Source organism: Nocardia sp. NPDC058114 (assembly GCF_042884695.1).
In the GTDB taxonomy this organism is placed as follows: Bacteria; Actinomycetota; Actinomycetes; order Mycobacteriales; family Mycobacteriaceae; genus Nocardia.
Genome location: NZ_JBHVTK010000011.1, coordinates 187,230 through 202,338, shown reverse-complemented (window position 1 = coordinate 202,338; position 15,109 = coordinate 187,230). Strand labels below are relative to the sequence as shown.

Below are 15,109 nucleotides of genomic sequence, written 5' to 3'. Positions count from 1 at the left end.
ACAAGACGGCGAACCCCGCCCCCGATGTCGCGCGATCGATGATCGGCGCGAGATCGCAGGCGGGGTGAACCAGTGCTCACCAGCCGGGATCGGTGTCCAGGGGGACGTTGATCCAGCTCGGGCGGGACGGGTCGAGCTCGAGGTGCTGGGTGCGCAGGCCGCTTTCGTTCAGCAACGGCCGCAGCGGGATTCCGCTGGGGAAGTTGCCGGCGAAGACGTCGACACGCAGGCGGTGACCCGGCAGCAGGACACCGTCGGTGGCGCGGATGCCGATCTCGATCGTCGTCGGCTCGCCGGGCACGATCGGCTGACGGGTATCCAGGGTGAGGTACGGATACGGGTCGGTGTAGTCGCCGTTCGGCGAGCGGGTCGCCTTGCCCTCGTCGATCGTGCGCAGGGATGCCATCAGCTGCCCCTGGGACCAGACCGTCGACGTGCCGTCGGGCGCGACATCGTTCACCGTCACCGTCCAGTAGCCGTCGGTGGCGTCGAGCACGGTGTTCAGATGAGCGGCGATCGGACCGGAGATCCGCGTCGGCGCGGCCACCGGAGCCGTGGTGAAGGTGAGCGCGGCGCCCTCGCTGATCCGGGCATCCTTGGCACAGATATCGGGCAGCGGGACCAGGCCGGCCGTGCCCTGCGCGGCATCACGCGAGCAGATGGTGGTCAGGCTCGGATCCACCGAAACACGTTGCGCGGCACCGGGAGCAGTGCGCAGGCTGCCGTCGTGGCGGGCGCCCGGCGCGGTGCCGGAGGCGGCGGCGTCGAGATACATCCGCCGGTGCTGCATGCCCGGCCGCGGGAAGGCGACATCGGCGGTCCACTGCCCACTGCCCTGCTGCCACAACGTGACCGGGTCGTAGCGGTCGATACCGTTGTCGATTCCCTTGAGCCACTTGTCGAACCACGCGCGCTGCAACGAATCCGCCGGCGCGGGCGCACCCGGCTGGCCGAGTCCCGAGGTCACCGTCACGTGGTAGACGTCGTCCATGACGAGCTTCTTCTGCTCGGCGGGCACGTTCACCGCGTTGTAGATGCGCGGGGTGGAGTAGGTGAAGATGTCGTGCCAGCCGCCGTAGAGGAAGGTCGGCACCCGCACCTGATCGGGCGAACCCACCCAGGCGGTCCGCAGCGCGCTCTCGTCGTCGAGGATCGACGCCATCTCCGGCGGGATCTGCTCCACGTTCGGAGTGGTCAGCGCGGCGATGAGCACGTTGAAGAAGGTGAACGGGTCGGTCACCCGGTCGCGCAGCCAGACCCAGTCGAATTTGCCGTTCAGCATCGACATCAGGTCGGGCAGCAGCTTCGCGCCGTCGACGGCGAGCAGCCAGGCCGGGATGAACCCGATCCCGAGCGCGCCACCGGGGGCGGCGACGTCGCGGATCAGGTCGCTACCGGGCACGATCGGGAAGATCGCCTTGAGCGCCTCGGGGTGCCGCTGCGCGGTCTGCAGCTGGTTGATCGCCGAGTAGGAGATGCCGCTCATCCCGATCTTGCCGTCGGACCAGCCCTGTTTCGCGGCCCAGTCGACGATTTCCACACCGTCGAGTTGCTCGCGTTCTCCGAAGACCTGCCAGGTGCCCTGGGAGAAGCCGGTGCCGCGCACGTCGACGACCACCTGGGTGTACCCGCCGCGGATCAGATTCCGGTCGACGCCGAAGGTGCGGGCCGCGCCGCCGGGCAGCGCGTTCATCATGTCGCTGAGGCTGCTGAAACCGAACGGCGAGAAGTCCAGGTTCTGCAGCACCGGCATCAGCAGGTCCGACAGGCCGGGAACCGCGAGCGCCGAGTCGGCGACGTTGGTGACCAGCTTGGTGTAGGGCGTCATATTGACGATCGTGGGCGTCGGCTCGGCGACGGGCTGACCGTCCGCACCGGCCGGGTGATAGACGTTCGCTTTCAATACGGTGCCGTCACTCATGGTGATCGGCACATCCCACTCGATGAAGACGTTGGGGTACTGCTGCGGCCCGTTATGGGTGGCGACGAACTGCGCGTCGAGACCCTCGGCATTCGGCGATGCTTGTCCGACCGGTGCGGATGCGACGGCGCCTGCCATTACGACGACGGATGCGACCAGCGCAGCCAGCCGCCCACGATGTGTGATCATGCTTCGGTTCAGCCCTCCACCATCGGGAACTCCGACGTTCCCGTACCGGGAAGTAACGTAGCGTGGGTCACGTCCGATCGCAAGAACATGTTCTGGGCAATCCACGATCAGCGCCCGCGCGCGTCCCACCGCGGTCACCTGACAGAATTGGCGTTGTGACAGCGTCCGAACTCGATGACGGCCGCCGGTACCGCGGGGCCGCCCCTGGGCAACGTCAGCAGGACCGCCGCACCCGGTTACTCGAGGCGGCCACGGACGCCTTCGGCATCGACGGCTACCGCAACACCACAGTCACCACGATCTGCGCGGCGGCCGGGGTCGGCAAACGCTACTTCTACGAGTCCTTCACCGACAGTGAGGATCTGCTGCTCGAGGTGTACCGCGAGACGGCCGCCCGGATGATCGAGGCGATCCATACCGGCCTGCGCGAGGCCGAGGCCGTCGACGCTCAGGTGCGCGTCGGCCTGACCGCGTACTTCCAGCTCATCCTCGACGACCCCCGGGTTCCCCGGATCGCCTTCTTCGAGATCCTCGGCGTGAGCCCCGCGGTCGACCGGGCCTATCACGACGTTCTCGACGCGCTGGTCGATATCTGCATGGCCCTGATCACCCCGCATGTCGACCTGGAAACCCACCCTGCCGTCAGCGTGCGCACGGTGCTGTTCGGCCTGGTCGGCGCCATCGTGATCATCGCCCAGAAGTGGGTGCTCGACGCCTACCGCCAGCCGATGGCCGATGTGGTGGACAGCGCGTGCCTGGTGGTCAACGCGGTGCTGGCGCGGATCGGACCGGACGGCGACCGACGGTGACGCCGGAACTGCGGCACCTGCGCTATCTGGCCGCTGTCGCCGAGCACGGGAACTTCACCCGGGCCGCGGAGCAGCTACACCTGTCGCAGCCGACGCTGTCGCACCAGATCAAGCAGCTCGAGCGCGCCGTCGGGGCGGTGTTGCTCGACCGGACCGGGCGCAGCGTGCGGCTCACCGACGCGGGGGCGGCCTATCTCGCGCATGCCCGCCGAGCTGTCGACGAGGTCGCCGCGGCGCAGCGGGCCGTGCACGACGTCACCGATCTCAGTCGCGGCCTGCTCCGCTTCGCCACCACTCCCACCTTCACGCCCTATCTGGTCGGCCCGCTGATCGCGGCGTTCCGGGCCCGGTATCCGGGGGTCACCGTCGAGTTCGGCGAGTTGTCCCAGGACGCCATGGAGTCCGAGCTGCTCGACGACCGCCTCGACCTCGGCATCGCGTTCGCTCCACCGCGCCTGCCCGGCATCACGGCCGAAGCGCTGTACGAGGAGACCCTGGCCGCCGTAGCCGGCATCGCCGCGCGCCCCGCGCTACCAGACTCCGTGACACCCGACGATCTGGGCGGCCGCGATCTCGCTCTGCTCAATTCGACGTTCGCGACCCGCCACCACATCGACAGCTACCTCCACGACCACGGCGTTTCGCCACGAATCGCGGTGGAGGTCAATTCGATTCAGGCGCTGCTGGAGGTGGTATCCACCTCGGACCTGATGACGATCCTGCCCGAGTCGGTCACCGACACCCATCCCCCACTCGCCCGGATTCCACTGCGGCCCAGCATGTCCCGGCGAACCGTCACGTTGCTGTCCGCGGCCGAGGGGCACCGCAGCGCCGCCGCGACAGCTTTCGCCGAATCGGTCCGCGAACAGACGCGGTGAGCGCGTCGGCGCGCCCGCTCAGCGCAGCAGTGCGACGATCGCGTCCTGGTGGAGGCGTTCGGCGTTCTGTAGCGCGGTGCGGCCTTCGGCATCGCGGATCTGCGGGTCGGCGCCCGCGGCGAGCAGCGCGGTGACGGTTTCCTGGTAGCGCTGCGAGCCGTCGCCGTAGACGACCGCCTCCTGCAGTGCCGTCCACCGCGGCTTGTTCACATGGTTGACGTCGACGCCCGCGGCGATCAGCATCCGCACGGTGCTCACATGCGCGTGCTCGCTCGCCGGGATGAGTGCCGTACCGCCGTAACGGTTCACACTGCGCAGGTCCGCGCCGTGGCGCAGGGTCGCCGCGAGGATCTCGTCGAGGCCCTCGGCTCCGGCGTACAGGTAGGCGGAGTCCTGGAGGTCGTCCGCCGCGTTCACGTCGGCGCCCGCCTCGATCAAGGCCGATGCGGCCGCGGTCGCCGTGTTCTTGGTGGCGGCGACCAGTGGTGTGCGCCCGTTGTCGCCACGCGTCTCCATATCGGCGCCGCGGGCGATCAGGTCGCGGACCCGGGCGGCATCGTCGGCGAGGGCCGCGTCGTAGAGGTCGGCGTCCAGGGCGTGGTCGAGCTGCCTGGTCTGCGGTGTGGCAGCGGAAGTCGTGGCCGACGTCTCGGGCGTCGCCGAGGCGACGGCGGATTCCGGCGTGCCCGGGTCGGCGGAGCAGGCGCCGACGCCCACCGCGAGCACCGCGAGCGCGAGCACGGCCGCGCGGGGGCCACGAACTGCCGGGCGAGCCGGATTCATAGGTATCTCCTCTGGTCAGGTCATGCTCCACCGTGCCCACCCCGTCCCCCCGCGTCCAGGACGCAGCGCCGATCGCCACCATCGACACCGTCTATGCGCAGCCGCCAGGACGCGATCCGAGGAACTGGGGCAGCTCTGGTTTCGACGAAAAGTAGGCACCGACCCGTTGATCGACGGTGTCGCCGGGTACCCCCGGAATATGACTACTCACGAGAACCGCCAACTCGACGAGGTCATCGAGCGGTTGATCATCCGGTACCCGACCATCGCACCCGCTGAGCTCGCCGACATCGTGCACAACGTCTACGACGCGTTCGGGAAGGTGCACATCCGCAACTATGTTCCGTTGCTCGTCGAACACCATGTGCGAGAAGAACTCGGCAGTCCGACAGGTGAGATCCCACCCATCCCGCATTGACCGGGCGGGCGGCCCCGCTAGCGTTGACGTAGACCCACGCCAACCATGAGGAGGTCCGCATGCCAGACACCGTCCGCGGAGTCATCGCCCGCGCGAAGGATGCGCCGGTCGAAACCGTCGACATCGTGATTCCCGACCCGGGACCGCACGATGTCGTCGTCCGCGTCCAGGCCTGCGGGGTGTGCCACACCGACCTGCACTATCGCGACGGCGGGATCAACGACGAGTTCCCGTTCCTGCTCGGGCACGAAGCCGCCGGTGTGGTCGAGTCCGTCGGCGCGGCGGTGACCCATGTGGCCGCGGGCGATTTCGTCGTCCTCAACTGGCGCGCGGTGTGTGGCGAATGCCGAGCGTGTCGGCGCGGGCGCCCCTGGTACTGCTTCGACACCCACAACGCCAGCGTCCCGATGACGCTCACCGACGGCACCCCGCTCACCCCGGCCCTAGGCGTCGGCGCTTTCGCCGACAAGACCCTCGTGCACGAAAAGCAGTGCACCAAGGTCGATTCCGAGACCGATCCCGCCGTCGCCGGCCTGCTCGGCTGTGGCGTGATGGCCGGGATCGGCGCCGCCGTGAACACCGGCAACGTCTCACGCGGGGACAGCGTCGCGGTGATCGGCTGCGGCGGCGTCGGTGACGCCGCCATCGCCGGTGCGCGCCTCGCCGGTGCGGGCACGATCATCGCGATCGATCGTGATCAGCAAAAACTGGACTGGGCCAAGGACTTCGGCGCCACCCACACCATCGACGCGACCAGCGAGGACGTGGTCGAGCGGATCAAGGAACTCACCGGCGGTTTCGGTGCCGATGTGGTGATCGACGCGGTCGGCCGCCCGGAGACCTGGCAGCAGGCGTTCTACGGGCGCGACCTGGCGGGCACGGTCGTTCTCGTCGGCGTCCCGACACCCGACATGACATTGGAGATGCCGCTGATCGACTTCTTCTCGCACGGCGGTGCGCTGAAATCCTCCTGGTACGGCGACTGCCTGCCCGAGCGCGACTTCCCGATGCTCATCGACCTCTACCGGCAGGGCCGACTGCCGCTGGACCGGTTCGTCACCGAGCGGATCGGCATCGACGGGGTCGAGCAGGCGTTCGCCGCGATGGCGCAGGGCCGGGTGCTGCGTTCGGTGGTGGTGTGGTGACTCGCATCGAAAGAGTCGTCACCTCGGGCACTTTCGCGCTCGACGGCGGCACCTGGGATGTCGACAACAATGTGTGGCTCGTCGGTGACGACACCGAGGTGCTCGTCATCGACGCCGCCCACGACGCCGATGCCATCGCCGCCGCGGTCGGCGACCGGCACGTCACCGCGATCCTGTGCACACACGGCCACAACGACCACGTCACCGTCGCGCCAGAACTCGCGCAGCGCCTCGATGCCCCCGTCCTGCTGCATCCCGGCGACGAGCCCCTCTGGCGCATGACCCACCCGAGGGCCGACTACCACTCGCTGGCGGATACCACCCGGATCACGGTGGCGGGCACCGATATCGACATCCTGCACACCCCCGGCCACTCCCCCGGCTCGGTCTCGCTGCACCTGCCCGACCTCGCGGCCCTGTTCACCGGTGACACCCTGTTCGCGGGAGGCCCGGGCGCCACCGGCCGCTCGTTCTCCGACTTCGACACGATCATCGACTCGATCCGAGACCGATTGCTCACGCTCCCCGAGGAGACCACGGTCCACACCGGTCACGGCGACACCACCACCATCGGCACGGAGCGGCCCGCGCTCGCGGACTGGATCGCCCGCGGACACTGACCGCGTGCCCACCGCCGATCAGCGGTGGGCACGCTGGTAGGCGCGGTGCCGAGGGCGATGAACGAGCCGTGAGCCTCAGTCGCGAAGGTCGGCGACGGACTCCTGGTAGGCCACTGCCGCCCGAGCGAAGTAGTCGAAGAGCACTTCGCGCTGCTCGGGGGTGTAACTCGCGATGATCTCGCCGATCCGGCGCCGCGCCGGGGCGAGCACCTTGTCGAGCTCGGCGGGCTGGTCGATCGGCTCGACGATGACCTTGCGCCGGTCGCCGGGGTCGGCGCCGCGACGCACGTACCCCGCCTGTTCGAGGCGGTCGACCAGACGAGTGGTCGGACCGGTGGTGAGGCCGGTGCGAGTACCGAGCTCACCCGGCGTCATCGCGCCGCTCAGCGCGAGGATGTTCAGCGCGTACAGGTCGGTCGCGTGCAGATCGACAGCCTTCGCACCTGCCTGGGCGTGCAGCACCACCGAACTCAGGTACCGGCGAAAGATCGCGCTCGGGTCGTCGTCAGGTACCGACATGCTCGCCACTCACTTCCTCCGCGCAGACACTTCGTCGCCAATGATAGATCGGAGTCCACTCCGTTGTGATCGCGCTGCGCGCAACCCGTGAATCCGGCATCTCCCTGCGCGATCGTGGAAGCATGACTTCCACCGCCGCGCCATCGACCACCGATTCCGAGCTGGACGCCATCTTCGCCCCGATCTTCGACCGGATCGCCGCGGGCGCGGTGGAACGGGAGGTCGATCGGCGGCTGCCGTTCGACGAGGTGGGCTGGTTGAAGGAGGCCAAGTTCGGGGCGTTGCGGGTGCCGGTCGAGTTCGGCGGGTACGGCGTGAGTGTGCGACAGCTGTTCCGGTTGCTCATCGACCTGGCGGCGGCCGAGTCGAATCTGCCGCAGGCACTGCGGGTGCACTGGTCGTTCGTCGAGGATCAGCTCCTGGCGCAGGCGGCGCCGGCGCGGGAGCGATGGTTGCGGGCGGTCGCGGCGGGGACCCTGGTCGGCAATGCGATCACCGAACCGGGGGTCGGCGCGGTCGACCGGTATCGCACCCGGCTGACCCGCGACGGTGACCGAGTGCTGCTCAACGGCGTGAAGTACTACAGCACCGGATCGCTGTTCGCCGATCACATCCTCGTCGCGGCCGACAGTGACGGCGAGCGGCTCGGCGTGCTGGTCGACGCCGACGCCGAAGGTGTTGTGCAACACGATGACTGGGACGGTTTCGGGCAGCGGCTCACTGCGAGCGGCACCACCGAGTTCACCGATGTCGTGGTGGCCGAGGACCGCGTCCTCGGACCCGGCTACGGTGTCGCGGGGCCCACCTACGGCACCGCCTACCTGCAACTGGTGCAGCTGGCGGTGCTCGCGGGGATCGCCGCCCGCGCCGAACGCGACGCCAGGGAATGGGTGAGCGCACGCACCCGCACCTACACCCATGCCGCCGCCGATCTGCCGCGCGAGGACCCCCTCGTCCAGCAGGTGATCGGCAAGCTGTCGGCGGCGGCGTTCACCGCGCGTGCGGCGGTGCTCGCGGTGGCCGATGTGCTCGACCGGGTGCTCGACGCCGGGGCGACGGACGAGAAGGATCTCGTGGCCGCCGAATTGGCCGCCGCGCAAGCACAACTCGGGGTGATCGACATCGTGCTCGGCGCCACGACCCAATTGTTCGAGCTCGGCGGAGCCTCGATCGTGTCCGAACAGCTGCGCCTGGATCGCCATTGGCGCAACGCCCGCACCATCTCGGTGCACAATCCCGCCCTCTTCAAAGCTCGCGCGGTCGGCGACTACCTGCTCAACGGCACCGACCTGCCGTTCGGCTGGAGCGCGGGCGAGCGGAACACCGGCACAACAGCTTCCGCGAGTCCGGAGCCCGAGGATGCGAGCACCGTGGCGGCATCGCGATGAGCAGGCCGATCCGGTTCAACGCCTTCGACATGAACTGCGTCGCCCACCAATCCCCGGGGCTGTGGCGTCATCCCGAGGACCAGTCGCACCGCTACACCGATATCGGCTACTGGACCGAGCTGGCGACACTGCTCGAACGCGGACGGTTCGACGGGATCTTCATCGCCGACGTCCTCGGCACCTACGACGTGTACGGCGGCAACGACATCGCCGCGCTGCGCCAGGGCGCGCAGACGCCGGTCGCCGATCCGCTGCTGCTGGTGTCGGCGATGGCGGCGGTGACCGAGCACCTCGGTTTCGGGATCACGACCGGCACCGGCTTCGAACACCCGTTTCCGTTCGCGCGCCGCCTGTCCACCCTCGACCACCTCACGAACGGGCGGCTCGGCTGGAACGTGGTGACCGGCTATCTGCCCTCCGCGGCAAGGAATTTCGGCGCCGAGGATCAACTCGACCACGACGAACGGTACAACCAGGCCGACGAATACCTCGAGGTGCTCTACAAGCTCTGGGAGGGTTCGTGGGAGGACGACGCGGTGGTGCGCGATGCCGAACGCGGCATCTACACCGATCCGTCGAAGGTGCACCACATCGGCCACCACGGCAAGCACTACACCGTGCCGGGAATCCACGTCTCCGAACCGTCACCGCAGCGGACGCCGGTGATCTATCAGGCGGGCGCCTCCCCGCGCGGTGTGCGGTTCGCGGCCGAGAACGCCGAGGCGATCTTCATCGCCGGACCCTCGAAAAGAATCCTGGCGCAGACAGTTTCGCGTGTCAGGGACGCGCTCGAGGCCGCAGGCCGTGACCGGTACGCGGCCAGGATCTACGCGCTGGCCACCATCATCACCGACGAGACCGACACCGCCGCACAGGCAAAGCGCGAGGAGTACCTGTCCTACGCGAGCATCGAAGGCGGACTGGTGTTCATGTCCGGCTGGATGGGAATCGACCTGTCGCAGTACGACCTCGACGACCCGATCGGCGAGGTGCAGAGCAACGCCATCCAGTCCGCGGTCGCGGCGTTCCAGGAATTCGACGACGACGGCCGCGAATGGACGGTGCGCGATATCGGCCGCTGGGCGGGCATCGGCGGCATGGGCCCGGTGTTCACCGGCTCCGGCAAAACAGTCGCCGACCTGTTGCAGGAGTGGGTCGCCGACACCGACCTGGACGGATTCAACCTCGCCTACGCGATCACGCCGGGGACATTCGAAGACATTGTGCGCCACGTTGTTCCGGTCTTGACCGAGCGCGGCGTCTACCGGACCGACTACGAGCCGGGCACCTTGCGCAATGCCCTGTTCGGTGCCGGTGATCGGCTCCCGCCCGAGCATCGCGGCGCCGGGTATCGCGTCGGCGGTCCGCGGTCTACCGTGTTGCCACCCGAGCAGTCGCGTCCCGAACCGGTGGAGGCACTCGCCCGTCCGTAGCGTGGCGTGTATCGCCGATCGGCGCCAGGACGTACTCGGCCTGGCGCCGATCGGCGTGCCCCATAGCTATATCCGCTGGGGTGCAAGGTATTCGGATCGATTCCCGCTGATCGCAACACTCATCATCGGGCGAAGGTGAGCGCACCATTCCGGTATGACATCGCAGACACCCGTTTCCCGTTCCCCTCGTTCGGCCGCGGTAATCGGCGCCGGCCAAACCGGCGTCACTGCGGCGCTAGGTCTTCTCGACGCCGGTTTCACCGTGACCCTCTACAGCGACCGAGATCAACGCTCACTCCGTGACGACGTCCCCGCCACCGGCACCGCCCTCGAATTCGGCGAGACCCAACAGGCCGAGGCGGCGCTCGGGCTCGACAGCTACACCGGGCGCGCGCCCCGCCACACCGGGCTCAGCGTGCGCATCGCCGGACCCGAGAACGCCGAACTGATCGCCCTCGACGGCACCTTCGACGGTTATGTCGGCGTCGCCGTCGACACCCGGCTCAAGGCCGATGAGCGCCTCACGGCCTTCCTCGAACGCGGCGGCGATTTCGTCGTCGAACCGGTCACCCCTGAATCCCTCGACGCCATCGCCGCCGCCAACGACCTCACCCTGGTCGCCACCGGCCGCGGCGGGCTGGCCGACCTGTTCCCGATCGACGAGGAACGCACTGTCTACGACAAGCCGCAGCGCTCGCTGCTCACAGTCACCGTGACCGGCCTGGACTTCGACCCTGGCGTCTTCGCGCACCGCAGCCCGGCAGGCGGGGCGCACAGCCTGTTCTCCATTCTCGCCGAGCAGGGCGAGGCGTGGTGGGGTCCGTACCTGCACAAGGACGCGGGTCCGAGCTGGGCGTTCCTGGGCTGGGCCCGACCCGGCAGCGACTGGGAAACCCGTTTCGCCGCAGCCGATTCCGCCGAATCGGCGCTGCAGATCGTGAAGGATCTCTACCGCGACTACATCGACTGGGACCTGCCGGAAGTGCAGGCCACCCAGGTGATTGCCGAGGACCCGCACTCCTGGCTCAAGGGCGCGGTCCGGCCGGTCGTGCGGGCCGGGGTGGGACACACCGCGGGCGGCCATCCGGTCGCCGCCCTAGGTGACACCGCGGTCGCCTACGACCCGGTCGCGGGCCAAGGCGCGCAGAGCGGGCTGATCCAGGCGCAGCGCCTGGTCGCGGCCGCCGCCGTACACGACGGACCGTTCGACGAACAGTGGATCACCGACCAGTACGCCACGTTCCTCGCTGCCCGCAGCGACGCCGCAGCCAAGGTGACCCGCCTGTTCCTCAGCGACCCCGAATTCGGCGACATCGGCGGCCAGTTCTTCGCCACGGCCGCCGTGAACCCGAAGTTCGCTTCGGCATTGGTCGGCCTGCTGCACCGTCCGCAGCCGTTCCTGCCGATCGACTCCCCCGCCGACGCCGCCGCCTACATCACCGAGGTCACCGGCACGGACGCGGCCGAATTGCTGGCGGAGTTCGCCCCCGCGGGCCGCTTCGAACGCTCGACGTTCGCCCCGGCCGCCGTCGGGTAAGAGGTGGATCCGGGCGGCCGCAGACACCAGCGGCCGCCCGCTCCGGTTCGTCCCGCCGGCTATACCGAAGCCCCGGGGCCGGTGCACTCCCAGGCCGCCTCGATCATCCGGAAGATCTCGTCCACCGCGGCTTCCGGATCGGCGGCCTCCCGGCCCAGCGAGTAGGCGTCGATCACGAACCTCGCGATCGCCGCGCTCTCCGTCGTGGTCCGCGCCAACGCGGGATCGGCGGCGACGGCCGCTGCCAGCGCCTGCGCATGGCGCACCCGCATCGACTCCCCGTACCTGCGCAACGCGGGGGATTCGTCGATCATGTGCCAGATCGGGGCGGCGCCGTCCGCCGAGCAATGTCGCACCATGGCATGGATTTCGCGCCGCAGCGCGGGGATGAGCGGTTCGTCGGCCGCCCGGTCGGTGACCGCCCGCACGAGTCCCTGTTCGAAGTCCTCATCCCGCTCGAACACCAGGGCCTCTTTGGCGGCGAAGTGGGCGAACAGTGTCGTGACGGCAACGTCGGCCTCAGCGGCGACTTCGCGGATGCCCACCTCGTCGTACCCGCGTTCCAGGAAGAGCCGCAGGGCGGTATCGGCGATCTTCTGGCGGGTCGCGGCCTTCTTGCGCTCACGACGTCCGGTCGGCACGGTCATGCCAGGAGGCTACCAGTTAGGAATATGTATCAGTTATGAATTCAAATCTGTTTCAAAACACTAACCGTTAGTGTTACGTTCGAGGCATGAGGAAAGTGAGCTTCGCCGAGTTCGGCGGTCCCGACGTCCTGCAACTCATCGATGCCGAGGAGCCCCACGCGGGCCCCAGCCGGATTCGCATCGCGGTGCGCGCGGCGGGCGTCAACCCTGTCGACTGGCGGCTGCGCGAAGGCCAGATCCTCGGGGCGCATCCGATCGCCTTGCCCGCCGGTGTCGGGCTGGACGCGGCCGGGGTGGTGGACGAGGTCGGCGCGGGCGTCGACGGAGTCGAGGTCGGCGACCCGGTGTTCGGCGAAGGCTCGAGCACCTATGCCGAGTTCGCCGTGCTGACGGCCTGGGCCCGCATGCCGGCGGGCCTGACGTTCGAGGAAGCCGCTGGGTACCCCTCCGTGGTGGAGACCGCGCTGCGCGTCATCGGCGAGGTCGGTGTGCGGGCCGGGCAGACATTGCTGGTCAGCGGCGCGTCGGGGGGTGTCGGATCGGCGGTGCTGCAGATCGCGCGCGAGCGTGGCATCACGGTGATCGGCACCGCGGGGGCCGCGAACCAGGACTATCTCCGGAGCCTCGGCGCCCTCCCCACGACGTACGGCGAGGGTTGGGTCGAGCGGGTGCGCCGGTTCGGGCCGATCGACGCGGCCCTCGATCTGGCGGGCTCGGGGGTGATCGGCGAGCTCGTCGAGCTGACCGGGGATCCACAGCGGGTGCTCACCATCGCCGATCTCGGTGCACCCGCCCTCGGGGTCCGATTCTCCGGCGTGGCAGGGAGCGTGCCGGATGCGCTCGCCGAGGCCGCCGCCCTCATCTCGCAGGGCACACTGCGTATCCCGGTCGAGAAGTCGTACTCGCTGTCCGACGCCGCCGCGGCGCACGTCGACAGCCAGGCCGGTCACTCACGCGGACGCCGGGTCATCGTCATCTGAGTCGTGCGCGCGATCGCGGCGAGGCCACGGCGGCCCACACCCAGGGGTGGACAGCGGCCACCCCCGGGTTCGCCGGGTGATACCTGCGGGCACTATCCGGACCGGCACAGAGAGCGGATAGTCATAGTCAGTCCCTATGACTTTCTCCCCGGTGAAGGAAAGGCCACATGCAGCCCAGCTACGTGCACCACGTCAGGCAGCAGGTTCGCGTCTACGGCGAGACCCGCTCCTACATCTACCTGCGTGAGGCGGGGCGCGAGCTCGTCGAGGAGGTCGTCACCTACCGCGATCTCGATCGCGATGCCAGGGCGCTCGCCGCGTGGCTGGCCGATCGCCCGGAATCGACCGAACCCGTCGTTCTGCTCTACCACGACGGCATGGCTTTCCTGCGGGCCTTCCTCGGCTGCCTCTACGCGGGCGTCATCGCGGTGCCCGCGCCCCTGCCGCACGACGAGCGCAGCACGCGGCGCGTAGCGGGCATCATCGCCGACTCCGGCGCCCGCCTGGTTCTGACCACCGCCAACTTCCAGCCGATGGTCGCCGCGGCCACCACCGCGGCCGTGGTGGCCACCGACGAACAGCTCGGTGACCCCGACGCGTGGCGCCTGCCCGACATCGACACCGGGACCATCGCGTTCCTGCAGTACACGTCCGGCTCGACCGGCACACCGAAGGGTGTCGTCGTCACCCACGGCAACCTCCTGCACAACGAAGCCGCGATCGCCGCCGCGATCGGGAGCGACGACACCTCGACCGGCGTCACCTGGATCCCGCAATTTCACGACATGGGCCTGATCGGCTCGCTGCTCGCCTCGATCTACGCCGGCGCGAACCTGGTGTTCATGTCGCCCACCACCTTCCTCAAACGCCCCGTGCGCTGGCTACAGGCGATCGACAAGTACCGCGCCACCTGCACCGCCGCCCCGAACTTCGCCTATGAACTGATCACCAAGCGCGTCACCGACGAGCAATTGGCCACCCTCGACCTGTCCACCCTCGAGGTGGCGTTGTGCGGCGCCGAGCCGGTCCGCGAACGCACCATCACCGCGATGCGCGAACGGTTCGCACCCGCGGGGTGGCGACCGACCGCGCTGCTGCCCGCCTACGGTCTGGCCGAGGCGACGCTGCTCGTCACGGCGGGCCCGGTCGACGCACCGCCAGTCGTCACCGACGGACCCGATAGCCTGCTGGTGGGTTGCGGACAACCGGCGCGCGGTCTCACCGTCCGCGTCGTCGACCCGCACACCGGCCAGCAGGCCGTCGACGACACCGTCGGCGAGATCTGGGTTCGCAGCGACAGCGTGGCAGCCGGCTATTGGAATCGGCCCGAGGAGACCAGGCACACCTTCGACGCGTATCTCGGCGACGAAGGACCCTTCCTGCGCACCGGCGACCTCGGAATGCTGCGCGACGGCGAACTTTTCGTCACCGGGCGGCTCAAGGACCTGCTCATCATCAACGGCCGCAACCTCTACCCGCAGGATGTCGAGGAACTGGTGGAGGAGTTGCATCCCGCGCTCACCACCGGCGTGGCCGTCTCCGTCGAAGCAGGTGGCCGGGAACGACTCGTCGTCGTGCAGGGCATCAAGACAGCGCTGCTGCGCGGTACCACCCTCGCCGAGCTGACCTCGACGATCAAGATCGCGGTCGCCCGCGGTTTCGATGTCCCCGCACCGAGCGTCGTCCTCATCGAGAGCCGCTCCGTGCACCGCACCACCAGCGGCAAAGTCCAACGGGCCTCGATGCGCGAGGCCTTCGTCGACAACAGCATCTCGACCGTCCTGCACGAAGACCTCGAACCGGCCCTGAGCCGATCCTCGACCGCGACCCACTGAGGAGCCG

At 68.9% G+C, this 15,109-nt stretch carries 14 protein-coding genes; 10 read left to right on the top strand and 4 right to left on the bottom strand.

Annotated features, from left to right (window positions below; translation table 11 throughout):
• Positions 1-76: 76 nt before the first annotated feature.
• Positions 77-2,110: a CocE/NonD family hydrolase gene (locus ACFVVI_RS30775; RefSeq protein WP_387447887.1), complete on the bottom strand. Its 2,034-nt coding sequence runs from the start codon at positions 2,108-2,110 to the stop codon at positions 77-79.
• Positions 2,111-2,265: 155 nt separating this feature from the next.
• Between ACFVVI_RS30775 and ACFVVI_RS30770 the strand changes: the two genes are divergently transcribed.
• On the top strand, positions 2,266-2,919 hold the full coding sequence (locus ACFVVI_RS30770; protein WP_378993988.1) for a TetR/AcrR family transcriptional regulator: 654 nt from the start codon (positions 2,266-2,268) through the stop codon (positions 2,917-2,919).
• Entirely contained in the window at positions 2,916-3,797 is an 882-nt protein-coding gene (cynR, locus tag ACFVVI_RS30765) for a transcriptional regulator CynR (protein WP_387447885.1), read from the top strand. The genes ACFVVI_RS30770 and cynR overlap by 4 nt, the downstream gene beginning before the upstream one ends.
• Before the next feature lie 18 nt (positions 3,798-3,815).
• Here cynR and ACFVVI_RS30760 read toward each other — a convergent pair whose 3' ends face one another.
• Complete coding sequence (locus ACFVVI_RS30760) at positions 3,816-4,580, bottom strand: ankyrin repeat domain-containing protein (RefSeq protein ID WP_378993984.1); 765 nt, start codon at positions 4,578-4,580, stop codon at positions 3,816-3,818.
• Between the two features lie 199 nt (positions 4,581-4,779).
• On the opposite strand from ACFVVI_RS30760, the gene ACFVVI_RS30755 reads away from it, so the two are divergent.
• The 3 genes from ACFVVI_RS30755 to ACFVVI_RS30745 are packed head-to-tail and all read left to right on the top strand — an operon-like array spanning position 4,780 to position 6,763.
• Positions 4,780-4,998: a three-helix bundle dimerization domain-containing protein gene (locus ACFVVI_RS30755; protein ID WP_358067951.1), complete on the top strand. Its 219-nt coding sequence runs from the start codon at positions 4,780-4,782 to the stop codon at positions 4,996-4,998.
• A 59-nt stretch (positions 4,999-5,057) separates the two neighbouring features.
• The gene (locus ACFVVI_RS30750) at positions 5,058-6,143 is read left to right on the top strand and encodes an S-(hydroxymethyl)mycothiol dehydrogenase (RefSeq protein ID WP_387447883.1); all 1,086 of its coding nucleotides are present in this window, start codon (positions 5,058-5,060) and stop codon (positions 6,141-6,143) included.
• The gene (locus tag ACFVVI_RS30745) at positions 6,137-6,763 is read left to right on the top strand and encodes an MBL fold metallo-hydrolase (protein ID WP_378993980.1); all 627 of its coding nucleotides are present in this window, start codon (positions 6,137-6,139) and stop codon (positions 6,761-6,763) included. The genes ACFVVI_RS30750 and ACFVVI_RS30745 overlap by 7 nt, the downstream gene beginning before the upstream one ends.
• Before the next feature lie 75 nt (positions 6,764-6,838).
• Here the strand turns inward: ACFVVI_RS30745 and ACFVVI_RS30740 are convergent, their stop codons facing one another.
• Entirely contained in the window at positions 6,839-7,282 is a 444-nt protein-coding gene (locus ACFVVI_RS30740) for a MarR family winged helix-turn-helix transcriptional regulator (protein ID WP_387447880.1), read from the bottom strand.
• Between the two features lie 122 nt (positions 7,283-7,404).
• Between ACFVVI_RS30740 and ACFVVI_RS30735 the strand changes: the two genes are divergently transcribed.
• The 3 genes from ACFVVI_RS30735 (at position 7,405) to ACFVVI_RS30725 (ending at position 11,640) form a co-directional block, all read left to right on the top strand.
• The gene (locus ACFVVI_RS30735) at positions 7,405-8,670 is read left to right on the top strand and encodes an acyl-CoA dehydrogenase family protein (protein ID WP_387447878.1); all 1,266 of its coding nucleotides are present in this window, start codon (positions 7,405-7,407) and stop codon (positions 8,668-8,670) included.
• Entirely contained in the window at positions 8,667-10,103 is a 1,437-nt protein-coding gene (locus tag ACFVVI_RS30730) for an LLM class flavin-dependent oxidoreductase (RefSeq protein WP_387447876.1), read from the top strand. Before ACFVVI_RS30735 ends, ACFVVI_RS30730 begins: the two co-directional genes overlap by 4 nt.
• A 154-nt stretch (positions 10,104-10,257) precedes the next feature.
• The gene (locus tag ACFVVI_RS30725; protein ID WP_387447874.1) at positions 10,258-11,640 is read left to right on the top strand and encodes a styrene monooxygenase/indole monooxygenase family protein; all 1,383 of its coding nucleotides are present in this window, start codon (positions 10,258-10,260) and stop codon (positions 11,638-11,640) included.
• 59 nt (positions 11,641-11,699) lie between these two features.
• Here the strand turns inward: ACFVVI_RS30725 and ACFVVI_RS30720 are convergent, their stop codons facing one another.
• Complete coding sequence (locus ACFVVI_RS30720) at positions 11,700-12,287, bottom strand: TetR/AcrR family transcriptional regulator (RefSeq protein ID WP_387447872.1); 588 nt, start codon at positions 12,285-12,287, stop codon at positions 11,700-11,702.
• Positions 12,288-12,373: 86 nt separating this feature from the next.
• On the opposite strand from ACFVVI_RS30720, the gene ACFVVI_RS30715 reads away from it, so the two are divergent.
• Both ACFVVI_RS30715 and ACFVVI_RS30710 read left to right on the top strand, forming a co-directional pair.
• Complete coding sequence (locus ACFVVI_RS30715) at positions 12,374-13,267, top strand: NADP-dependent oxidoreductase (protein WP_387447870.1); 894 nt, start codon at positions 12,374-12,376, stop codon at positions 13,265-13,267.
• A gap of 167 nt (positions 13,268-13,434) precedes the next feature.
• Positions 13,435-15,102, top strand: a complete 1,668-nt coding sequence (locus tag ACFVVI_RS30710) for a fatty acyl-AMP ligase (protein WP_387447868.1) — start codon at positions 13,435-13,437, stop codon at positions 15,100-15,102.
• The last annotated feature ends 7 nt before the right edge of the window (positions 15,103-15,109 follow it).

Coding starts and splice junctions, on each gene's coding strand:
- ACFVVI_RS30775 (WP_387447887.1), bottom strand. CDS start 2,110: ATGATCACACATCGTGGGCGGCTGGCTGCGCTGGTCGCATCCGTCGTC.
- ACFVVI_RS30760 (WP_378993984.1), bottom strand. CDS start 4,580: ATGAATCCGGCTCGCCCGGCAGTTCGTGGCCCCCGCGCGGCCGTGCTC.
- ACFVVI_RS30755 (WP_358067951.1), top strand. CDS start 4,780: ATGACTACTCACGAGAACCGCCAACTCGACGAGGTCATCGAGCGGTTG.
- ACFVVI_RS30750 (WP_387447883.1), top strand. CDS start 5,058: ATGCCAGACACCGTCCGCGGAGTCATCGCCCGCGCGAAGGATGCGCCG.
- ACFVVI_RS30740 (WP_387447880.1), bottom strand. CDS start 7,282: ATGTCGGTACCTGACGACGACCCGAGCGCGATCTTTCGCCGGTACCTG.
- ACFVVI_RS30735 (WP_387447878.1), top strand. CDS start 7,405: ATGACTTCCACCGCCGCGCCATCGACCACCGATTCCGAGCTGGACGCC.
- ACFVVI_RS30730 (WP_387447876.1), top strand. CDS start 8,667: ATGAGCAGGCCGATCCGGTTCAACGCCTTCGACATGAACTGCGTCGCC.
- ACFVVI_RS30725 (WP_387447874.1), top strand. CDS start 10,258: ATGACATCGCAGACACCCGTTTCCCGTTCCCCTCGTTCGGCCGCGGTA.
- ACFVVI_RS30720 (WP_387447872.1), bottom strand. CDS start 12,287: ATGACCGTGCCGACCGGACGTCGTGAGCGCAAGAAGGCCGCGACCCGC.
- ACFVVI_RS30715 (WP_387447870.1), top strand. CDS start 12,374: ATGAGGAAAGTGAGCTTCGCCGAGTTCGGCGGTCCCGACGTCCTGCAA.
- ACFVVI_RS30710 (WP_387447868.1), top strand. CDS start 13,435: ATGCAGCCCAGCTACGTGCACCACGTCAGGCAGCAGGTTCGCGTCTAC.